Here is an 18,165-nt window from a genome sequence, read left to right on the forward strand (position 1 = left end):
GATCCGTGAACCAAACCAAAACCAGATTCAACACAGTTGAATCTTAGTAAGTTTGAGTCGCTTTAAAGCTTTCAATACCTGCTTTGATTGCTGCTTCGATTTCTTTATCGTAAGCACCAGTCTCGTCAATTTTTTGCATTAACGCAGCATTTTCTGAACGGAAGTAAGAGATCAACGCAGCATCAAATGCAACGATTTTCTTCACTTCTACGTCAGCCATGTAGCCTTCGTTAGATGCATAAATTGAAACAGCTTGGTCAGCAATTGAGTATGGAGCATATTGTTTTTGCTTCATAAGCTCAGTTACACGTTGACCATGTTCAAGCTGTTTACGAGTTGCTTCGTCAAGGTCAGAAGCGAACTGAGCAAACGCAGCTAATTCACGGTATTGCGCAAGAGCGGTACGGATACCACCTGACAATTTTTTGATGATCTTAGTTTGAGCAGAACCACCAACACGTGATACAGAGATACCCGCGTTCACAGCAGGACGAATACCTGCGTTGAATAATGATGTTTCTAAGAAGATCTGACCGTCAGTAATCGAAATTACGTTTGTAGGTACGAATGCAGATACGTCACCGGCTTGAGTTTCAATAATCGGTAATGCAGTTAATGAACCAGTTTGGCCTTTAACTTCACCGTTAGTGAATTTCTCAACGTAGTCAGCAGATACACGTGAAGCACGTTCAAGTAAACGTGAGTGTAGATAGAATACGTCACCAGGATATGCTTCACGACCTGGTGGACGACGTAGAAGCAATGAAATTTGACGGTAAGCAACAGCTTGTTTAGACAAGTCATCATAAATGATAAGCGCGTCTTCACCGCGGTCACGGAAGTACTCACCCATTGTACAACCAGCATACGGAGCAAGATACTGCATCGCTGCAGGATCAGCTGCAGCAGCTGCTACAACAGTTGTGTACGCCATAGCGCCAGTTTCTTCTAGCTTGCGCACAACGTTAGCGATAGTCGATTGTTTTTGACCAATTGCTACGTATACACATTTAATGCCAGAATTTTTCTGAGCGATGATCGCATCGATCGCCATAGCTGTTTTACCAGTTTGACGGTCACCGATGATCAACTCACGTTGACCACGACCAACAGGGATCATTGTATCTACTGATTTATAACCAGTTTGTACAGGTTGATCCACTGATTGACGCCAAATTACGCCTGGTGCTACTTTTTCAACAGCATCAGTAAGTTTTGCGTCAATAGGGCCTTTACCATCAATTGGGTTACCCAAAGCATCTACTACACGGCCTAAAAGTTCTGGACCAACCGGAACTTCTAATACACGACCTGTGCAACGAGCTTTTTGACCTTCTTGAAGGCTTAAGTAGTTACCTAAGACAACGGCACCCACTGAATCCTGTTCTAGGTTCAGTGCCATACCAAATAAGCCGCCGTCGAATTCGATCATTTCACCGTACATTGCATCAGCAAGGCCGTGAATGCGCACAATACCGTCGGAAACCATAACAATGGTCCCTTCGTTCTTAGCGGTCGCGCTGGTGTCCAGATCGCCGATACGCTGTTTAATGAGCGCACTGATCTCGGATGGATTCAGTTGTTGCATTGCGCTATACCTCAATCTTTTTAAAGTTCAGTCTTCGAGCTGTTAAGCAAGAAGACGAGTCCGCATTTTTTCAAGCTTGTTAAGCGCAGAATCATCTATCACTTGGTCGCCTGCACGAATAACTACACCCGCGATTAACGCTGGGTTAACTTCTACAGAAACATTTACGGCAGCTTCGAATTTTTTCTCTAATGCATGCGCAAGTAATTGTTCTTGTACAGAAGTCAATGGGAATGCAGATTCAATCACTACATCCACAGTATTGTTATTCTGTGATTTGAGCTGTTCGTATTCTTCTGAAATTTCAGGAAGAAGTGCCAGACGGTCATTATCGGCAAGCAATGTCAAAAAGTTTGACACTGCTGCAGTCTGGTCTTCACCTAAAACTTTGGCAAAAATACTTACCTGCTCAGCAGGAGTAAGCTCAGGGCGATTTAGATAAGCTGAAAATGCTTCGTCTTGCACCGCAGCACTGAGCAAGTTCAATGCATTTGACCAAGCGTCAGTTGCATTTTGCTCAGAAGCGTAAGCAAATGCTGCTTTAGCGTATGGGCGTGCCAACGTCAAGAGTTCAGCCATAATCCGCCTCTCTTAAAGTTTAGCAGCCAGCTGAGTCAGCATGGCATTGTGAGCTTCTGCGTCAACTTGCTGGTTCAGAATTTTTTCTGCGCCAGTAACTGCAAGAGCAGCAACTTGTTGACGTAATTCTTCGCGAGCAGCATTGATTTCAGTATCAACAGCTTCTTTAGCTTGTTGACGAATACGCTCACCTTCAGCCGCAGCTTGAGTACGCGCTTCTTCTACCAATTGCGCACCACGACGGTTCGCTTGTTCGATCAATTGAGCCGCTTGTGCTTTAGCCGCATCTAATTCAGCTTTCACTTGTGCTTGCGCATCCGCAAGGTCAGCTTTCGCTTTTTCAGCAGCGTTTAAGCCATCAGCGATTTTACGCTGACGCTCACTAATCGCATTGATTAGTGGTGGCCAAACAAATTTCATGCAGAATGCGACAAAAATCGCAAAAGCAATCGCTTGGCCAATCAATGTGAGGTTGATATTCATTGCTATTCCTCAATAGTTTAATTTAGGAATTAAGCTGATTAACCTACAAATGGATTAGCGAAGATGAAGAACAAGCCAATACCAACACCGATCATAGGCACAGCATCAAGAAGACCCGCGATTAAGAACATACGAGTTTGAAGTTGTGGAGCCAATTCTGGTTGACGAGCAACAGCTTCTAAGAAACGGCCGCCTAGAAGACCAAAACCAATCGCAGTACCTAAAGCACCAAAAGCGATCAAGATAGCAGATGCAATTGCAACTAGACCTAAAGTGAGTTCCATGATAATTCCTCAGAGGTTAGGTTTATACCAAATTAAGTTAAAAAATTGTGTGCCCAACCACCCTTTGACAGTTGAGCAATACCATTAATGCTTTTCGCTAGCCATACTCATATATACGATAGTCAACATCATGAAAATGAATGCTTGTAACGTAATAACAAGAATATGGAAGATCGCCCAAGGCACAGACAACGCCCACTGGATCCAGAACGGCAATAATGCGATCAAGATGAAGATCAACTCACCCGCATACATGTTACCGAACAGTCGTAGAGCCAATGAGATTGGACGTGCAATAAAAGTTACTAATTCAAGAATAATGTTTACTGGAATAAGTAATGCTTTTAAAACTGGGTTACTTGGGTTAAATGGGTTAAGTGCAAATTCTGCACCGAATCCGACAAGACCTTTCTCACGGATACTATAGAAAATAGTTAACGCAAATACTGATAATGCCATACCCAAGGTAATGTTAGGATCAGTAGATGGAACGATTTTGAAGTAAACGTGGTGAGGATCCATACCAAACACGTTAGCACCGATCAATTGAGCTGTATAAGGAATCCAGTCAACAGGGATCAAGTCCATCAAGTTCATGAGGAAAATCCACACGAAGATGGTCAACGCTAACGGCGCGATTAAGCGCGATTTGCCATGGAAAGTGTCACGGACACTTGAGTCAACGAACTCGATAATCATTTCGATTGCAGACTGGAACTTGGTCGGAACACCAGAGTTTGCAGCTTTCGCTACAACCCAGAACAACAAACAGAAAACAATACCAAGGCCAATAGACCAACCCATTGAATCCAAGTGAATAGCAGTGAACCCCATCTCTTGAGCTTCTTTAGCAGTCTCAGCTAACTTCCAAGTACCATCTGGCATTTTGCCATAGGTCAAGTTAGTCAAGTGATGCTGAATGTACTCGGTCGAAGTAAGGGCATGTTCTTCAGCAGCCATAAATCACACCTGGTCAATGTCAAAACTAATAGAGAAAACGAATATCGCGTGCTGCCTGATATCTCGTTACTCTCCAAAAAACTTTTCAATTTTTTGTTGTGTTTACACTCGTTTTTTTAAGCGTGTTGCCCAAAAAGGAGCGACCCACGACATACTTTGTACGAGCATAAAACCACAAAACAATGCCACCGCTGACAACGGCTTGACATTGATCAAAATCAAAATGAATCCAACAATCACGATTGCAAACTTGCCCATTAAGCCACGATACATGTTTGACAGCACCTGTTTAGAGGCACGGGCACCAGCCGCACGAAACGACTGCCATGAAAAGTAGCTACTTGCTAGCCAACATACCAACGCACCCAAAGCTGCACTATATGCTGTGATTGTGTCTTTAAGGACCCAACCAATCAGGGCTGAAACAGGAATCATTACTGCTTGTAAGATGACTAAAGCTTTCGCTAATCGTCGATCAATCATGCGACTAGTTCGACTCATTTTTGTTCACTCACAGCAATTCTGCTTGACAAGTTTAACTGATGATTATTTTTAATCGCAGGCATTATAGAGTTACACCCCTTAACTTGCAATCTTTTCCCGACCTTAGTCGTGTTTTTTTAAATTAGCAAACTGCTTTCAAACTAATCAATAGTTGTTTATTTTTTACTTTACTTTCGTGCATTTAGTGTGCATTTCAGGGTTTCATCAGCCAACATCTTCCATGCTGTTACAAAATCCCCTGCCCCACTCATCGTTTCGTCAACTGGCTGAAAGACGATACCACCGAGCTTTTGATACTGATTTTGACTGGCATGTGCTTCTGCAAGTAAGCATACTTTTGGCTGCGCGCGATGGTCTTTCAGGTACTTGATTTGTGCCAATGTCGGTGCGACATGTGGATCATCTGTCAACGCACCGGTAAATTTCAAATTCAGTGAGCGCTCAAGATATTGATAGGCATCGTGGTAAGACCAGTAAGGTTGAGCACGGCTCGACACATCGGTTTTTTGTGCAGTAACCAAGAGTTTCTGAGCAAATGCACGCGCATTAGCCCAATATTTTTCACGATGTTCTGGAAACTGTTGTGAACGTAAAGCAGCAATAAAAAAGCCGATTCGAACCGCATTGTTAGGTTCAAGCCAGACATGGGTATCGATTGTGCCTTTTAATGCATTGCCACGGACATCCCGTAATGGCAAAGCACTGATAATGCCTGAGTCTAAAATAGCGATACTTTTGCCACTTTCACCTAACATTTTTGCTAAAGGTGCTTCGTGTGCATGGCCTAACCATAAAACGAGATTGGCATCTTGCACGGTTTTACGGTGCGCAGGCGTCAAACTCACATCATGTCCAGATTGATGGTCAAGCAATAGTTTGGGCTGCTCTACACCCTTGAGTACATCCTTCGCGATTAGATAAATCGGTTGTGTAGAAACAACGAGGCCTTGCGCCCAGCTCATCACACTGAATAAAGCCAAACTACAAAAAAGAAATACACGGGACATGGGGAGAGAGCACCATAAAATGAATAGTGTTATAATATAACAAAATCGTAAAAAAACCTACGTCTGTTCGTAAGTACTTACGCTTCATGTTAAGATTTAAAGTCTTTTTCTTTATACAGTTTCGTACTCGAGGTTTGCTATGAGCGCATGTTCACACGAACATCATAATGCTTTGCATGGTGTACACGATCATCATAATGTCGAACAGCGCCTTGCTGAAGCTGAGAGTCTCTGTAGTGCGACGGGTGCTCGACTTACGCCCTTGCGTAAAGAAGTATTGGAACTGATATTGAACGCAACGGGACCAATGGGCGCTTATGATCTTTTGGCTAAAATCAAAAGTGAGTCTGACCGACCTGCAGCGCCACCGACGGTGTACCGTACGCTGGATTTTCTGCTTGAAAAAGGTTTGATTCATCGTCTAACGTCGATTAATGCTTACATCCCATGTTGTCATCCGCGCGAAGGACATCAAGCTGCATTTCTGATTTGCACCGATTGTAAATTAGTCAAAGAAGCATCTGCTCAAGGCTTGATGGCGCAACTCGATGAATTGTCTGCATCCGATGGTTTTACTGCACATCACAGTATTATTGAAATTTCAGGGATCTGTCAGCAGTGCCGCAGCAAACACTAAATGTGAAGCCCATTGTGGCTTTAGAGCATGTTCATGTCCGAATCGATGAACGTGACATTTTAAAAAATGTAGATTTCGCCTTACACGAAAAAGAAATTGTCACCTTGATTGGTCCTAACGGTGCAGGCAAATCCACGCTCATCAAAGTGTTACTGGGTATTGTAAAACCTGTATCTGGCAAAGTGATCAGCACACAAAAATTAAAATTTTCATATGTGCCACAAAAATTTAATCCATCACACAGCTTACCGCTACGTGTGTGTGATTTATTGGCACTAGAAAAATGTGATGCCAGCATTAAGCAAGAAATTATTCGTGATACAGGCATTGCCAAGTTACAACAATCTAAAGTTCAGCAACTATCGGGCGGCGAACGTCAACGTGTATTGATTGCACGGGCTTTATTACGTCAACCGAATGTATTGGTTCTGGATGAACCTATGCAAGGTCTGGATATCCAGTCTGAAGCGGAACTGTATGACTACGTGCGTAGCTTGCCAGAAAAATATGGCTGTGCAGTTTTGATGGTTTCTCATGATTTACAATGGGTCATGCAAGGAACACATCGTGTGGTTTGCCTCAATAAGCATATCTGCTGCAGTGGCTTGCCTGAAAATGTCCAGCAACATCCTGAATATCAAGCGATCTTTGGGACAAACCGTGTGTTCTATCAACACCATCATGATCACTGTGCGCATGGCGATAGTGCAACGCCTTGCCAGCATGACTCTCGTCCCCATATTCACCCTGAACCGGAAGCATAATCCATGATGGAATGGCTACAACTCCTTTTGCCAGCATGGATCATGGGCACTTTGCTGGTGTTCCTGACTGCACCCCTCGGCTGTTTAATGCTATGGCGTCGCATGTCATTTTTTGCGGACACCATGGCACATGGCACTTTACTCGGTGTCGCCATTGCCGGTGCAATGAGTCTACCGCTTTGGACAGGCGTTACATTGATTGCGCTCTTATTGGTTGCAATCTTATGGGTGTTACACGACCCTCGCTTACCCAATGACGCTTTGCTTGCGCTATGTTCTGCAACACTCCTGTGCTCAGGCTTACTCTTCATACAACATTTGCCAAGCTTAAGACCTGAATTACTCAGCTATTTATTTGGTGATTTACTCACCATTTCTTGGTCAGATTTGCCTGTCTTTGCAGTGGTGATCATTGTGGCACTGACCGTGCTGTATAAAAGTTGGCAATCTCAGATTCAGATTGCCATTGACCCCGATATTGCGGTCAGTGAAGGTGTCAGCGCTAAATGGCAACGTCTGATTTTTATGTTATTACTGGCATTATTTACTATATTGGCTTTACGTGCTGTCGGCTCATTGCTGATGGGTGCATTGTTAGTGATTCCTGCATTAACCGCTCGTTTATTGGCAAATTCCCCGAAGCAAATGGTACTGTGGTCTTTCATCATTGCCCAAGTCGGTGTAACTGTAGGTTTATGGTCAAGTGCTGGTTTAAACACCTCTACAGGACTGACCATTGTATTAACTATGGCGCTGCTCTTTGCCCTAATTTTTATTATGCAAAAATTTAAGAAAGTGGCTTAAGTAGCAACGTTCATTGTTCAATTCGCGACATATCAAAAAAAAAAAGCCATGCAGTTGCATGGCTTTTTTTGCACGTCAAATACGATGCTTAGAATCATCTCACTGGATTTATTGATGCACCAAACTCAATAAGCTCGCCGCACAAGCAAATAATACCGCAAAAGCTCGATTCAAATATTTTTGTTGTTTGGGTGATTTTAACAACCGCAGCACTTTTGCAGCGAGACCGGTATACCCCGCCATGACAATCAAATCGATGCTAATCATTGTTGCAGCCATGATGACATATTGAATCCATTGGGGTTTGGATAAATCTAAAAACTGCGGCAAAACCGCCAACAAAAATACAATCGCTTTAGGGTTGCTCATATTGACCAAAAAGCCATGTACAACTAATTTTAAACGTGATTTATTTGGTAAATCTTGTTGGATTTCAATTGACTCTGTTGGCGCTGTCCACTGTAAATAAGCCAAATACAATAAATAGCCCACACCAAACCATTTCACGATCAGAAAAGCCCATGATGTCGTCGCAAATAAGAACCCTGCCCCAGCTGCAACAATGACTATCTGAACCAAAAGTGCCAATTGCAGGCCGATGGCATTCCAATACCCATGCTTAAACCCATAATTCAAACCACTCGACATAGACGCAATTGCACCTGCACCTGGGGAAACACTAATCACCCAACATGCCAACATATATGCAATCCAGATTTGATAGGACATCATTAGCTCAAGTTTGAAATGGGTCTGTATTATATGACATTTACTCTATTTTCATGACAATAATGCACGCTAAAAGGCCAAATGAAGGCTACACTCTCAGCGCTGCTTAAGGCACAATACACACAGCCACTCAGAAATTATAATTTTTAGGAGCCATGAATGTCTGCTCAATCTGTAATTTTGCCATTACCCTCAGATCATGCTCGTTTTATTGTTTTACGTTTAAAAGATTTAACGATTAGCGAATTAAAAGAACAACTTGAAGACTTACTTAATACTCGTGATCGTCTGATTACCCAACATCCAAATGCACAGATTAAAACGGCTGTGGCTTTTGGACCAGAACTTTGGGCACAACTTTACAGTCAATCCCCGGCAGGCTTTAAACAACTTGATCCAATTCAAGGTTCATTTAACATGCCTGTAGCCCCAGCAGATGTATTTATCCATATTGCAGCACAGCGTACAGATATTTGCTTTGCGCTGAGCCAAGCATTCTTTGATGGTATTCAAGATAAAGTTGACGTACTGGATGAACGTGTGTGCTTCCGCAATTTTGATGGCCGTGATTTAACCGGCTTTATTGATGGTACTGAAAACCCTCAATTTCCAGATGACCGTGCTGAAACAGCATTATTAGCAGAAGATGCGGGTATTTTTGCTGATGGTTCTTTTGTCTTTGCACAGCGTTATGCACATAACTTAGATAAATGGAAAAAGTTAAAGGTAGATGCTCAGGAACATGTCATTGGGCGTACCAAACTTGAGTCGATTGAGTTGGATGAAGACGAACAACCTGAAAACTCACATGTATCACGTACCGTTGTTGAAAATGGCGAAGGTGAAGAACTAGCAATTTTGCGTCATTCATTGCCTTATGGCGATGGCCGCGGTGACCAAGGTTTGTTTTTTATTGCTTATACCCATGACCTCAGCATTATCGACAGCATGCTAGTACGTATGTTTGGCACCAGTGGTGACGGCATTCATGACCGCTTACTTCACTTTGTCACTCCTATGGATGGCGCTTATTACTTTGCACCGAGTGAAGAGTTATTGGAAGAAGTTTTGGAAGATTGAATAAATAAAGCCGACGAGAGTCGGCTTTATTTAACAATGTTGGATTTTTCAAGTCCTTAACAATATTTCTATATTGAATAAATGAAGCCCAAATAAATTGTTAAAGATTATTACAAAACATCTGATAATTTTATATAGCCTTTTGTTATTTTACCCAACCCCTTAAATTCAACATTAATATAAATCAGGTTATTATTCTCAATCAAGCCATCTATTTTTACTTTATCACCACGAATAATATATGATTTTGTTTTCTTTAATTCATTATTAAAAAAATATGCTTTATTTGCGCTTATTTCTAAATTTTTCACTACTTGATTTGAATTGTTTTTTAAATACATTTTAAACAACCCACCTGAATAAACCTTACTTAAATTAAGATCACTATCTAGTGTTTTCAATTCTTCTGACAGGAGATATTTACCATTTTTCAAAACATATATTCGAGTATACCCAACAGCTCCATCATTAAACCTTTCAATAATTTTATATTCATTAATATCAAATTCTGGATCATATAGAGGGCTTAGATAGAATTTTTTTGCTTTATTTTCTGATATATCGAATATTTCATATTTACCCCCAGAGTTACAATCATCAGTGTGATTTACAAATAAATATCTTTTATTATCATTAGTTAAATTTTCAATTGAAAAAGCATCTTTATCAAAACAGTAATTCTCATCAGTAAATAGAAAAATTTTAGCATTATCCTGTTTAAAAAAAATATTATTATTTTCTTTAACCAGCTTATTATCGGCACATGCAAATGTGGAATAAACCAATATAAATAGAAAAATAAAAAAATTATTTGAACCCATTTCGCTTTTCAACCTCTCTTAATATTTTCAAAAATAAGCTTTTTCTTTCAGCAAGACCATTTGTACCACCATTAATCCTTTTGCTTACCTGCTCTACTACACCTAAATGATATGAATCTGAGTATGTTTTTGTAAAATCAATATAACCATTACGAACTAAACTATCCGCATTTTTAAACTCATTAAATGCCCATACTGCACTTTCCACAGCATGAAAAAGATCATTGCATAATAAGTCTGGATCACTTACCACATCGATCCCTGAATATTTTTTATATTTAAGATATGCACTTTTCCACGTTAATTGAATTAAACCTTTACCTTTATATTTGGGTCCATCACCTGGAGTCGTATTTCCTTCTGCTAAAATTTGTTTACGCCTTCTACATGATCTACTCTTAGGAGCATTACATACTTCTGGAGGAAAATTTCCAATGTCATAATCCTTTCCACTTGCATATTCAATCAAGGTATTAAAATGATCACACTCATGATAAATTTGAGCAAGAAAATGACATAATATAAGCTTATCTGTCATTTTATACTTCAACAATCCCTTATTTAAAGCGGGTAAAAATTGTTCTGGAGTCGAGTTTTGAGTTGGTCTTCCATTCATTGTTTTATGCCAAAACAATTTTTTTGTTCCATAAACTTCTTTGAAAAAGCTTAATGAAATTATCTCTCCCGCAGAGGTATCTTCTATCCGCTGTGGCGTAATTGGATCATTTTGGGCTGTTTTTCCATTTAAAACATCTACATCTAATTGTAAATCAATAAATTCTTCTTTTACTCTTCTAACCATAAAATCTACTGAATCTAAAGGTTTTCCATCGGGTTTAAATATAGTCAATTTAATTTTTTGACCAACCCAATTTGTTAATTTCAACTGTCCGTTTTTAACTTTAAAATTTTTCTTGTTAACATTATCAAAAATCATTTCAACATCAACATCTTGAACCGCATAACGCTGACCTGATTTATCTAACACCTTTATTAGGGTGAAACCTTTAAAATTATTATATGGCTCATTAAGTTTAATTAATATAGGTTGTTCTTTTCCAGCCCCCGAATTTCCAGAAAAATTAAGCTCAAATTGATCATTAGAAGTAAGTACTAAAACTTCAATATCTCTATTTGGTGATGATAATACCTCAACAATACCTTGGTCATTGGTATATTTATCTGGGGAACTCCCCTTACCTTTTGGTCTTGACTGAATGGGGAAATTAACCATTGCTTTCCCATTACTATCCAATACTTTAAATAATGTACTAACTATTCCTTTACTAGGACTTACATTGCTTGTTCTTTGATATTCTTCAATTGTTTTAGGTAAGTTAATTATAATAGGATTCTTTTCTGATGAGCTTATTGAAGAATTAATTAATTTAAATGATGTGTAATCCTTCTGATTAGGAGGTTTTGCCAATATCTCTATCATTCTATCCGGCGATGCTTGAAATATAAAAAGACCATTAACATCTGTTTTTTTTAAATTTTCTTTCGATGATCCTAGGTATTTAGATTTTACATTTAAATTAATTACATACTTTCCAGAACTATCAAAGAATTTTGCTATTATTGTATTTAATTCAGCCATTTAAAAATCCTCACTTGTATATACATTATTATCATCAAACTCAAGTAAAGCCTCTTCTAATAATTCATCTTTATTATCACCATCTAATCGTTTTTGTTTCAGCGAAACATATGAAGAATCGAAACCTAACGCAATAAAATCATCCGCTTTTGGTGTATAAAATCGTAAAGAACTTATTTTATTTTCATTATCTAATAAATCTTTTTTAGCTTTTAATAAAACATTCTGCTTTTCATTTAAAATAATAATTTCTTTTTCTATTGTGGAATTTTCATTCCAAGTGTAATCAACCTGATTACTATAAATTGCTTCTAGCTTTGGCAAACTTACTTTAGGTGTTATTGCAGTTCCGCCTCCCACAAAACTATGCTGCCCGGCCTTACTCTCAAACTTGCCGCCTGTTGTTGTAAATATTCCACTGCCATTAATTTTCAGTTGCGAGCCCCCTGCAGTCAGCACAATTTCTTTAGGACTGGTAATTTCAATTTTATCTTCCGTTGAAATGAGCTTAATCACCTTTCGGGCAATTGCTTCAATAGCATCATCTTGGGCTTGTAATTCAACTTTCCCTTTTGCGGCATACGCACTCAGGCCCTTTTGAGCTGCAAACAAACTGATTTTATCTTGCGCATGATGCACAATATTTTTTTGTGCACTCACATTCACTGAACCTTGGGCACTTTCTGCAATATCCTGCGAGGCTTGTAAAACAATATCTTCCGGTGTGGTAAGTGCAATACCATTGGGTGATGCAAGCAACATCAACGCTTGGCGGAATAATTTGCCTTGTTCTTGTTTTTCCACTGTATTGGATTTTTCTAAACCTTGCGCATAGCCTTCCATAAAGCCTTGTACTTTTTCTAATGCTTTTATGGGTGTCATCGCTGGTGGTAAACCAAAACCACCATTATTCAACAAATCATCGGGGTTAAATTTGATGTCTTCGATCAATTTACCCACATCTTTTAATGCTTTTAATGGATCTTCTTTTAGGTTGCTTTTCAGACTTGCGATTCTCCCCTGAATCACATCTTTACCATTTTCTTCAATATGATCTATGACAGACTTTAAGTTATCAAAGGCATCTTCGGCATCATTAAAAAATGCTTTAAATTCTTTTACTGTACTTTTGACATCATGTGCGATTGAGCCCATTTCTTTGACAAAACTTTTACAGTTCTTTAACGCTGCCAATGGGTCTCGACTTAGCTCCTCCTTGAACAAATTTAAAGTCGCTTTGACAGCTTCGGCAGTACTTTTGATTTCTAAAGAGTTTATTAACTTCGGCAAACGATTAATTACATTTAATGCATCGGTCTGCTGCTTTACGGCTAAACCACTCAGCATATTCATGCTCTGATGCCCTTGATTTAAAAGAGACTGAGCTTCAGCAGCAGCAAGATGATCGGCAACTGCTTTATCCTGTGCATAGGTACTAATGAGTAAACCTTTACCTGCACGCATTGCCCCCCAAGCATCCGTACGCAGCTCAAACCCCTCACCACGACCATGGCTACTGTCTTGTTCTTTAGGATGGCTGAGATTACCTAAATTCAGCTGTGTCGCCGCATGACTACTTTGTAATTGGGTACTGATCTGCCCTGTCGTATCATCGAAGCGCAGTTGGTTAAAGCCTGCTCCCGCAACTTCTTGCGAACGGATACCACTGAGTTTTTTGGTTTCAGGAAGCTGACCTTTGAGGTCAAACATGGTCTGAGAGCGCTCAGCTTCATGTATTCGTCCTACTACAAAGGGACGATCCACATCTCCCTCAAAAAAGTCGATGACCACAATCTCGCCAATACGAGGATGGAAACGTGCTCCATAACCTTCACCCGCCCAAGGAGTCAGTACATCGACCCAAGCCGAGTCACTGTCATTATCATTACTCCCTGCTCCGCCATCATGACTGTGGTCGTCACTGCGGGTGAACGTAAACCGAACTTTGATACGCCCCCAAGCATCGACATAAATACTTTCACCTTCTGGACCGACCACTTTAGCCCGCTGTGGAAACGCAGGTGGCCGGTGTAATAAAGGATCATATTCAGGCACCACAGAAATTTGCCGACGGACCACATAGAGCTCATTGGCCTGCCGTTCATCCCCTAAAGATAGCCAACGACTCGCGGCAAGTAACTTTTCTAATTGAACCAAAATATCTTTGGGTAAATTATTTTGGTTATAAAATGCTTTGCCCAATATGAGAAATTCACGATCTGTCGTTTGATGTTGATCGATTTCAGGATGATTTTCTAATTCAAACCAATACCCAACTTGTGCATCCCTTACGCTACTGCTGGCGGTAAAATATTTGGCTTGTAATTCCTGATATTGATTGAGTTGCCGATTCAACTGATCCAATTGCTGTGTATTTGAAGTGGTCGCCTGATCTGCACCTTTAAGGTCAGTTGTCCAAGCCGAACTTACGGTCCAAGCCTGCTCTAAACTTAAGGTTTCATTGTGCTGTTGCTCACTCTGTGCATGGGCGCTTAAGAGCGGATTACTTTGGTCTTGTGCCAAATGTTGAGCTTGCCAACGCTGCGTTTGAATGGTGGTCGATTGTAAAAAGCGTTCTGCCACAAAACTGGTGATCGTGTCTAAACGTTCCGTGGCATGACTCCGATGAAAGCGAATTTTTTTCCGCTCTAAAGCACTATAAGCCTGATTGGTATCAATTAAACGCAGCTGCTGTGCTTGCATCGGTGCAGCCGAAAATGCGACAAATAACTCCGCTTCATCAATTAACCAATTGATCCCTTCACTGCGCCAAAGGCGAGTTAAAAATGCATAATCACTTTCATTCGCCTGCATGGTGAATGGACGCACATCATAAGTACGTGCCAACCCCTCTAAGTTCAGACTTAAACTGGCAGCAAACAACGCACTTTTTTTCTGCCATTCACTAAAAATAATCTCGGTCATCTCCCCAACCGATTTATTCATAAAGACACGGCTGTTACGACGCTTATGCCAGAGTGCTGTGGCATCCTCAATCACCAGCTTATAAACGGTCAATGCACCATCACTTTGACCTTGGCTTGCCCCGGTAATCACCCCAGTCAGGCGACTGAGTTGTCCCAAATCTGTCACTTGATCGACAGCCACTCGGCCACCGATAAACTGCTTTAAAGCAAGATGAGCATTGGTCGAGAGACAAATAATTTCCGTACGAAAGCCTTGATTGATAAGGTGTTGACCTTCAATCCGTTGAATAAAAACTTCTGTGTTTAATGATTCATTTGAAAAATGAATGTGTAGCGCACGTTTCTGTACGCTAAAGCCAAAGTTTTCCACCATGGCGTGAATATTTTTAAGCATTGTTATTATGTATTTAATTTTTTTAATGACGGCATTTTAGGAAATGTTTATTTTTTCGTCTACCCTATTTTGCAAATAATTTGTTGAATTCTTCTTTTTGGCTTTCACATCACTTTAGGATTCAAGTGAATAGGAACATCAATACTGGATCATTTTTGCTGAGCTAACTTTTCGCAGCCGCTGAGATGCTGCTACACTCAAAATGCAATCTATAAAAAATTTTAAGCTCCATGATCACAATTGAATCAAAACTCCCTGCGCAAGGCGTGACTATTTTTAGCGTCATGAGTGCAATGGCTCAGCGTCTAAATGCACTGAATTTATCTCAAGGTTTTCCTGATTTTCCAGCACCTCCAGCGCTGTTAAATGCGCTAAGTGATGCAACGCAACAGGGTTTTAACCAATATGCGCCCGGCGATGGACTGATGCATTTGCGTGAGCAATTGGTCCAACTGTTTGCCCAACGCGACCAATTAAATATTGACCCTCACACCGAAGTCACCATTACCCCGGGTGCAACCATTGGTATTTTTAGTGCCATTCAAGCCGTGGTTCATGCGGGTGACGAAGTGATTATTTTTGATCCGAGCTATGATAGTTATGCGCCCAGTGTAAAATTGGTTGGGGCTCATCCCATTCACATTGCCTTAGAGACGCCACATTTTACTGTGGATTGGAATCGTGTTGCTGCTGCGATTAACGATAAAACCCGGATGATTATTGTCAATACACCGCATAATCCAACAGGTGCTATTTGGGATCGTGAGGACTGGCTCAACTTGATCGAACTGATTCAAGATAAAAATATTATTGTGCTATCAGATGAGGTCTATGAGCATTTAATTTTTGATGGTCGTCAGCATCTATCTGCTTTGTCATTTCCTGAGCTGCGTGAACGTAGTTTTGTCGTGGGTTCATTTGGTAAAACTTTTCACGTTACAGGGTGGAAAACTGGTTATTGCATTACAGCGCCAGCCTTGATGCAAGTGTTTCGCCAAATCTATCAATTTGCCAATTTCTGCGGTGTTACGCCCGTACAAATGGCACTGGCTAACTTTATGGCAGAACATCCTGAGCATATTGCTGAATTGGCCGATTTTTACCAAGCCAAACGTGACCGTTTCAATGCCGGCTTAAGCCACTCTAGATTTGAGTTGATTCCATCGGCAGGTACCTATTTCCAAAACCTTGATTACAGTGCCATACGCCCAGATTTAAGCGATGTGGAGATGTGTCAGTTGTTGGCAGAGCAACATAAAATCGTAGCGATTCCAGTCTCGGTGTTCTATCAAAAACCTCCGGAAAATTTACGCTTATTACGTTTCTGTTTTGCCAAACAAGATGCCACCTTAGATCAAGCTGCAGAGATCCTCTCCGCGGTTTAAAGCAATATCTGCCCAAACGTTTTTTTAAAACAGACATGTAGAAATAATGAAGCCTTGGTTACTCAAAAACTAAGGCTTTTTTGAATGCAAACATGATAGTGTTATCAGTAACTTAAAATCATAAAAAGCCGCGTCTAGGACCTGAGCATGTCAAAACAACAGTCCCTCGTTACTCAGCAAAATTTATGGAAAACGTTTTTAGTTTTTCTGGTGCCTTTGATCGCCACCAATATTTTGCAGAATTTATCTGGGACCATTAACACCGTTTTTGTCGGTCAGATGCTTGGGGTACATGCCATTGCAGCCGTTGCGGTATTTTTCCCGATCTTGTTCTGTTTAATGGCTTTTGTGATTGGACTCTCGGCAGGTGCAACCGTGTTGGTGGGTCAAGCTTGGGGCGCACAAAACCTTGAAAAAGTTCGTACTGTGGTGGGTTCCACCCTGTTCATGACCTTGATTGGTGGCAGCATCATTGCCTTTTTAGGGGTGATATTTGCCAAGCCCATTTTATTGGCCTTAGGCACAGCCCCAGACGTGATGCATTTATCTTTGCCTTATGTGCAATGGATGCTTGCGGGTAGTCCACTACTCTTTATTTATATTATTTACACCTCGATTTTGCGTGGGGTCGGTGACAGTACCACTCCGCTGATCGCATCGGGTATGACCATTGGTTCAGGGCTGATCATTACACCCGTGCTGATTGCCGGAAAATTTGGATTTCCAAGTTTAGGTATTATTGCCCCTGCCATTGCCAGTCATATCGGCTTTTTAATTGCCTTGGTATTTTTATATTTCTACTTAAAAAAGAAAGATCACCCGCTCAAACTCAACTTCGAGTTGATTCGTCATATTCGCCATCAACATGATCTTAGTAAAATTATCTTAAGACTGGGGATTCCAACGGGTATTCAGATGGTCACGACCTCTGTGGCCGGTCTCGTCATTGTCGGTTTAGTTAACCGCCATGGGGCTGATGCCACTGCTGCATATGGCGCGGTCAATCAGGTTTTGAACTATATCCAATTTCCGGCCTTGTCCATCGCGATTGCGGCTTCTATTTTTGCAGCACAAGCCATTGGTTCGGGTCATTCTGAATTAATTAATCGCGTGAAACGTACGGCCATCGGGATGAATTTCATTATTACTGGCATCTTGGTGGCATTGGGCTATTTATTCTCTAAATATTTAATGGCGCTGTTTATTACAGACCCTGAAGTTGTGGTTCTCGGTCAAGAATTGCTGTTCATTGTGCTTTGGTCGATTTTATTTTTTGGTGCCAGTGCGATTTTTGCTTCCATTATGCGGGCCAGTGGAACGGTGACCGTGCCGATGATTATTAATATTATGGCGATTATTTGCATTGAAGTGCCGTGTGCCTACCTATTCAGTGAATGGTGGGGCTTAAAAGGTATTTGGTATGCCTATGCCTTGGCCTTTGTCAGCTTATGTATCTTACAAGGGCTGTATTACCAACTGGTATGGAGACGAAAAGCCATCAAAGTATTGCTATAAGGTTCGCTAATAGCGTTCAATGCCAATACACGCTTTAAGTTTACATATGGAAAATCTTGTACAGATCCATGCATAAAGTTTGCCGTTAAACTGCTGTTTATTTT

17 protein-coding genes are annotated in these 18,165 nt (G+C 40.7%); 6 read left to right on the plus strand and 11 right to left on the minus strand.

The genetic code is table 11. The features are described 5' to 3' along the window. Positions 1 to 43 precede the first annotated feature (43 nt). From atpA to FTU06_RS09585, 7 genes are all read right to left on the minus strand, one after another. Entirely contained in the window at positions 44 to 1,588 is a 1,545-nt protein-coding gene (gene atpA, locus FTU06_RS09555) for a F0F1 ATP synthase subunit alpha (RefSeq protein WP_078191475.1), read from the minus strand. 42 nt (positions 1,589 to 1,630) lie between these two features. Beyond that, a complete protein-coding gene (locus FTU06_RS09560) occupies positions 1,631 to 2,167 on the minus strand; it encodes a F0F1 ATP synthase subunit delta (protein ID WP_180146256.1) in 537 nt (178 codons plus the stop codon). Between the two features lie 12 nt (positions 2,168 to 2,179). Further along, positions 2,180 to 2,650 carry a F0F1 ATP synthase subunit B gene (locus tag FTU06_RS09565; protein WP_078191477.1) on the minus strand — a complete coding sequence of 157 codons (471 nt, stop codon included), beginning with the start codon at positions 2,648 to 2,650 and terminating at the stop codon, positions 2,180 to 2,182. A 38-nt stretch (positions 2,651 to 2,688) separates the two neighbouring features. Continuing rightward, the gene (gene atpE / locus FTU06_RS09570) at positions 2,689 to 2,934 is read right to left on the minus strand and encodes a F0F1 ATP synthase subunit C (RefSeq protein WP_000424060.1); all 246 of its coding nucleotides are present in this window, start codon (positions 2,932 to 2,934) and stop codon (positions 2,689 to 2,691) included. A gap of 84 nt (positions 2,935 to 3,018) precedes the next feature. Further along, positions 3,019 to 3,894: a F0F1 ATP synthase subunit A gene (gene atpB, locus FTU06_RS09575; protein WP_078191478.1), complete on the minus strand. Its 876-nt coding sequence runs from the start codon at positions 3,892 to 3,894 to the stop codon at positions 3,019 to 3,021. Between the two features lie 102 nt (positions 3,895 to 3,996). Then, positions 3,997 to 4,395 carry an ATP synthase subunit I gene (locus FTU06_RS09580; protein ID WP_078194025.1) on the minus strand — a complete coding sequence of 133 codons (399 nt, stop codon included), beginning with the start codon at positions 4,393 to 4,395 and terminating at the stop codon, positions 3,997 to 3,999. Between the two features lie 170 nt (positions 4,396 to 4,565). Further along, complete coding sequence (locus FTU06_RS09585; RefSeq protein ID WP_180105976.1) at positions 4,566 to 5,405, minus strand: metal ABC transporter solute-binding protein, Zn/Mn family; 840 nt, start codon at positions 5,403 to 5,405, stop codon at positions 4,566 to 4,568. Positions 5,406 to 5,544: 139 nt separating this feature from the next. On the opposite strand from FTU06_RS09585, the gene FTU06_RS09590 reads away from it, so the two are divergent. Genes FTU06_RS09590 through znuB form a run of 3 tightly spaced genes read left to right on the plus strand, consistent with a single transcriptional unit; the run spans position 5,545 to position 7,610 of the window. Beyond that, positions 5,545 to 6,042, plus strand: coding sequence for a transcriptional repressor (locus FTU06_RS09590; protein WP_168378806.1), 498 nt, complete (start codon positions 5,545 to 5,547; stop codon positions 6,040 to 6,042). Beyond that, the gene (gene znuC / locus FTU06_RS09595) at positions 6,015 to 6,806 is read left to right on the plus strand and encodes a zinc ABC transporter ATP-binding protein ZnuC (protein WP_180039825.1); all 792 of its coding nucleotides are present in this window, start codon (positions 6,015 to 6,017) and stop codon (positions 6,804 to 6,806) included. The genes FTU06_RS09590 and znuC overlap by 28 nt, the downstream gene beginning before the upstream one ends. A gap of 3 nt (positions 6,807 to 6,809) precedes the next feature. Next, on the plus strand, positions 6,810 to 7,610 hold the full coding sequence (znuB, locus tag FTU06_RS09600) for a zinc ABC transporter permease subunit ZnuB (RefSeq protein WP_180005342.1): 801 nt from the start codon (positions 6,810 to 6,812) through the stop codon (positions 7,608 to 7,610). Between the two features lie 108 nt (positions 7,611 to 7,718). Here the strand turns inward: znuB and FTU06_RS09605 are convergent, their stop codons facing one another. Beyond that, positions 7,719 to 8,339: a LysE family transporter gene (locus FTU06_RS09605; RefSeq protein ID WP_180146259.1), complete on the minus strand. Its 621-nt coding sequence runs from the start codon at positions 8,337 to 8,339 to the stop codon at positions 7,719 to 7,721. Between the two features lie 159 nt (positions 8,340 to 8,498). Here FTU06_RS09605 and FTU06_RS09610 point away from each other — a divergent pair, with 159 nt between their 5' ends. Then, positions 8,499 to 9,419, plus strand: a complete 921-nt coding sequence (locus FTU06_RS09610) for a Dyp-type peroxidase (RefSeq protein WP_180063295.1) — start codon at positions 8,499 to 8,501, stop codon at positions 9,417 to 9,419. A gap of 110 nt (positions 9,420 to 9,529) precedes the next feature. Here the strand turns inward: FTU06_RS09610 and FTU06_RS09615 are convergent, their stop codons facing one another. The 3 genes from FTU06_RS09615 to FTU06_RS09625 are packed head-to-tail and all read right to left on the minus strand — an operon-like array spanning position 9,530 to position 15,161. After that, positions 9,530 to 10,240 (minus strand): hypothetical protein, encoded by a 711-nt coding sequence (locus tag FTU06_RS09615; RefSeq protein WP_180146262.1) that lies wholly within the window; start codon positions 10,238 to 10,240, stop codon positions 9,530 to 9,532. Continuing rightward, positions 10,227 to 11,840, minus strand: a complete 1,614-nt coding sequence (locus FTU06_RS09620; protein WP_180146265.1) for a glycoside hydrolase family 19 protein — start codon at positions 11,838 to 11,840, stop codon at positions 10,227 to 10,229. The genes FTU06_RS09615 and FTU06_RS09620 overlap by 14 nt, the downstream gene beginning before the upstream one ends. After that, entirely contained in the window at positions 11,841 to 15,161 is a 3,321-nt protein-coding gene (locus FTU06_RS09625) for a type VI secretion system Vgr family protein (RefSeq protein WP_180146266.1), read from the minus strand. Between the two features lie 230 nt (positions 15,162 to 15,391). Here FTU06_RS09625 and FTU06_RS09630 point away from each other — a divergent pair, with 230 nt between their 5' ends. Further along, a complete protein-coding gene (locus FTU06_RS09630; protein WP_180146269.1) occupies positions 15,392 to 16,546 on the plus strand; it encodes a methionine aminotransferase in 1,155 nt (384 codons plus the stop codon). 147 nt (positions 16,547 to 16,693) lie between these two features. Continuing rightward, on the plus strand, positions 16,694 to 18,061 hold the full coding sequence (locus FTU06_RS09635) for an MATE family efflux transporter (protein ID WP_180146272.1): 1,368 nt from the start codon (positions 16,694 to 16,696) through the stop codon (positions 18,059 to 18,061). Positions 18,062 to 18,165 lie beyond the last annotated feature (104 nt).

Source organism: Acinetobacter sp. YH12052, assembly GCF_013419835.1.
GTDB lineage: Bacteria > Pseudomonadota > Gammaproteobacteria > Pseudomonadales > Moraxellaceae > Acinetobacter > Acinetobacter amyesii.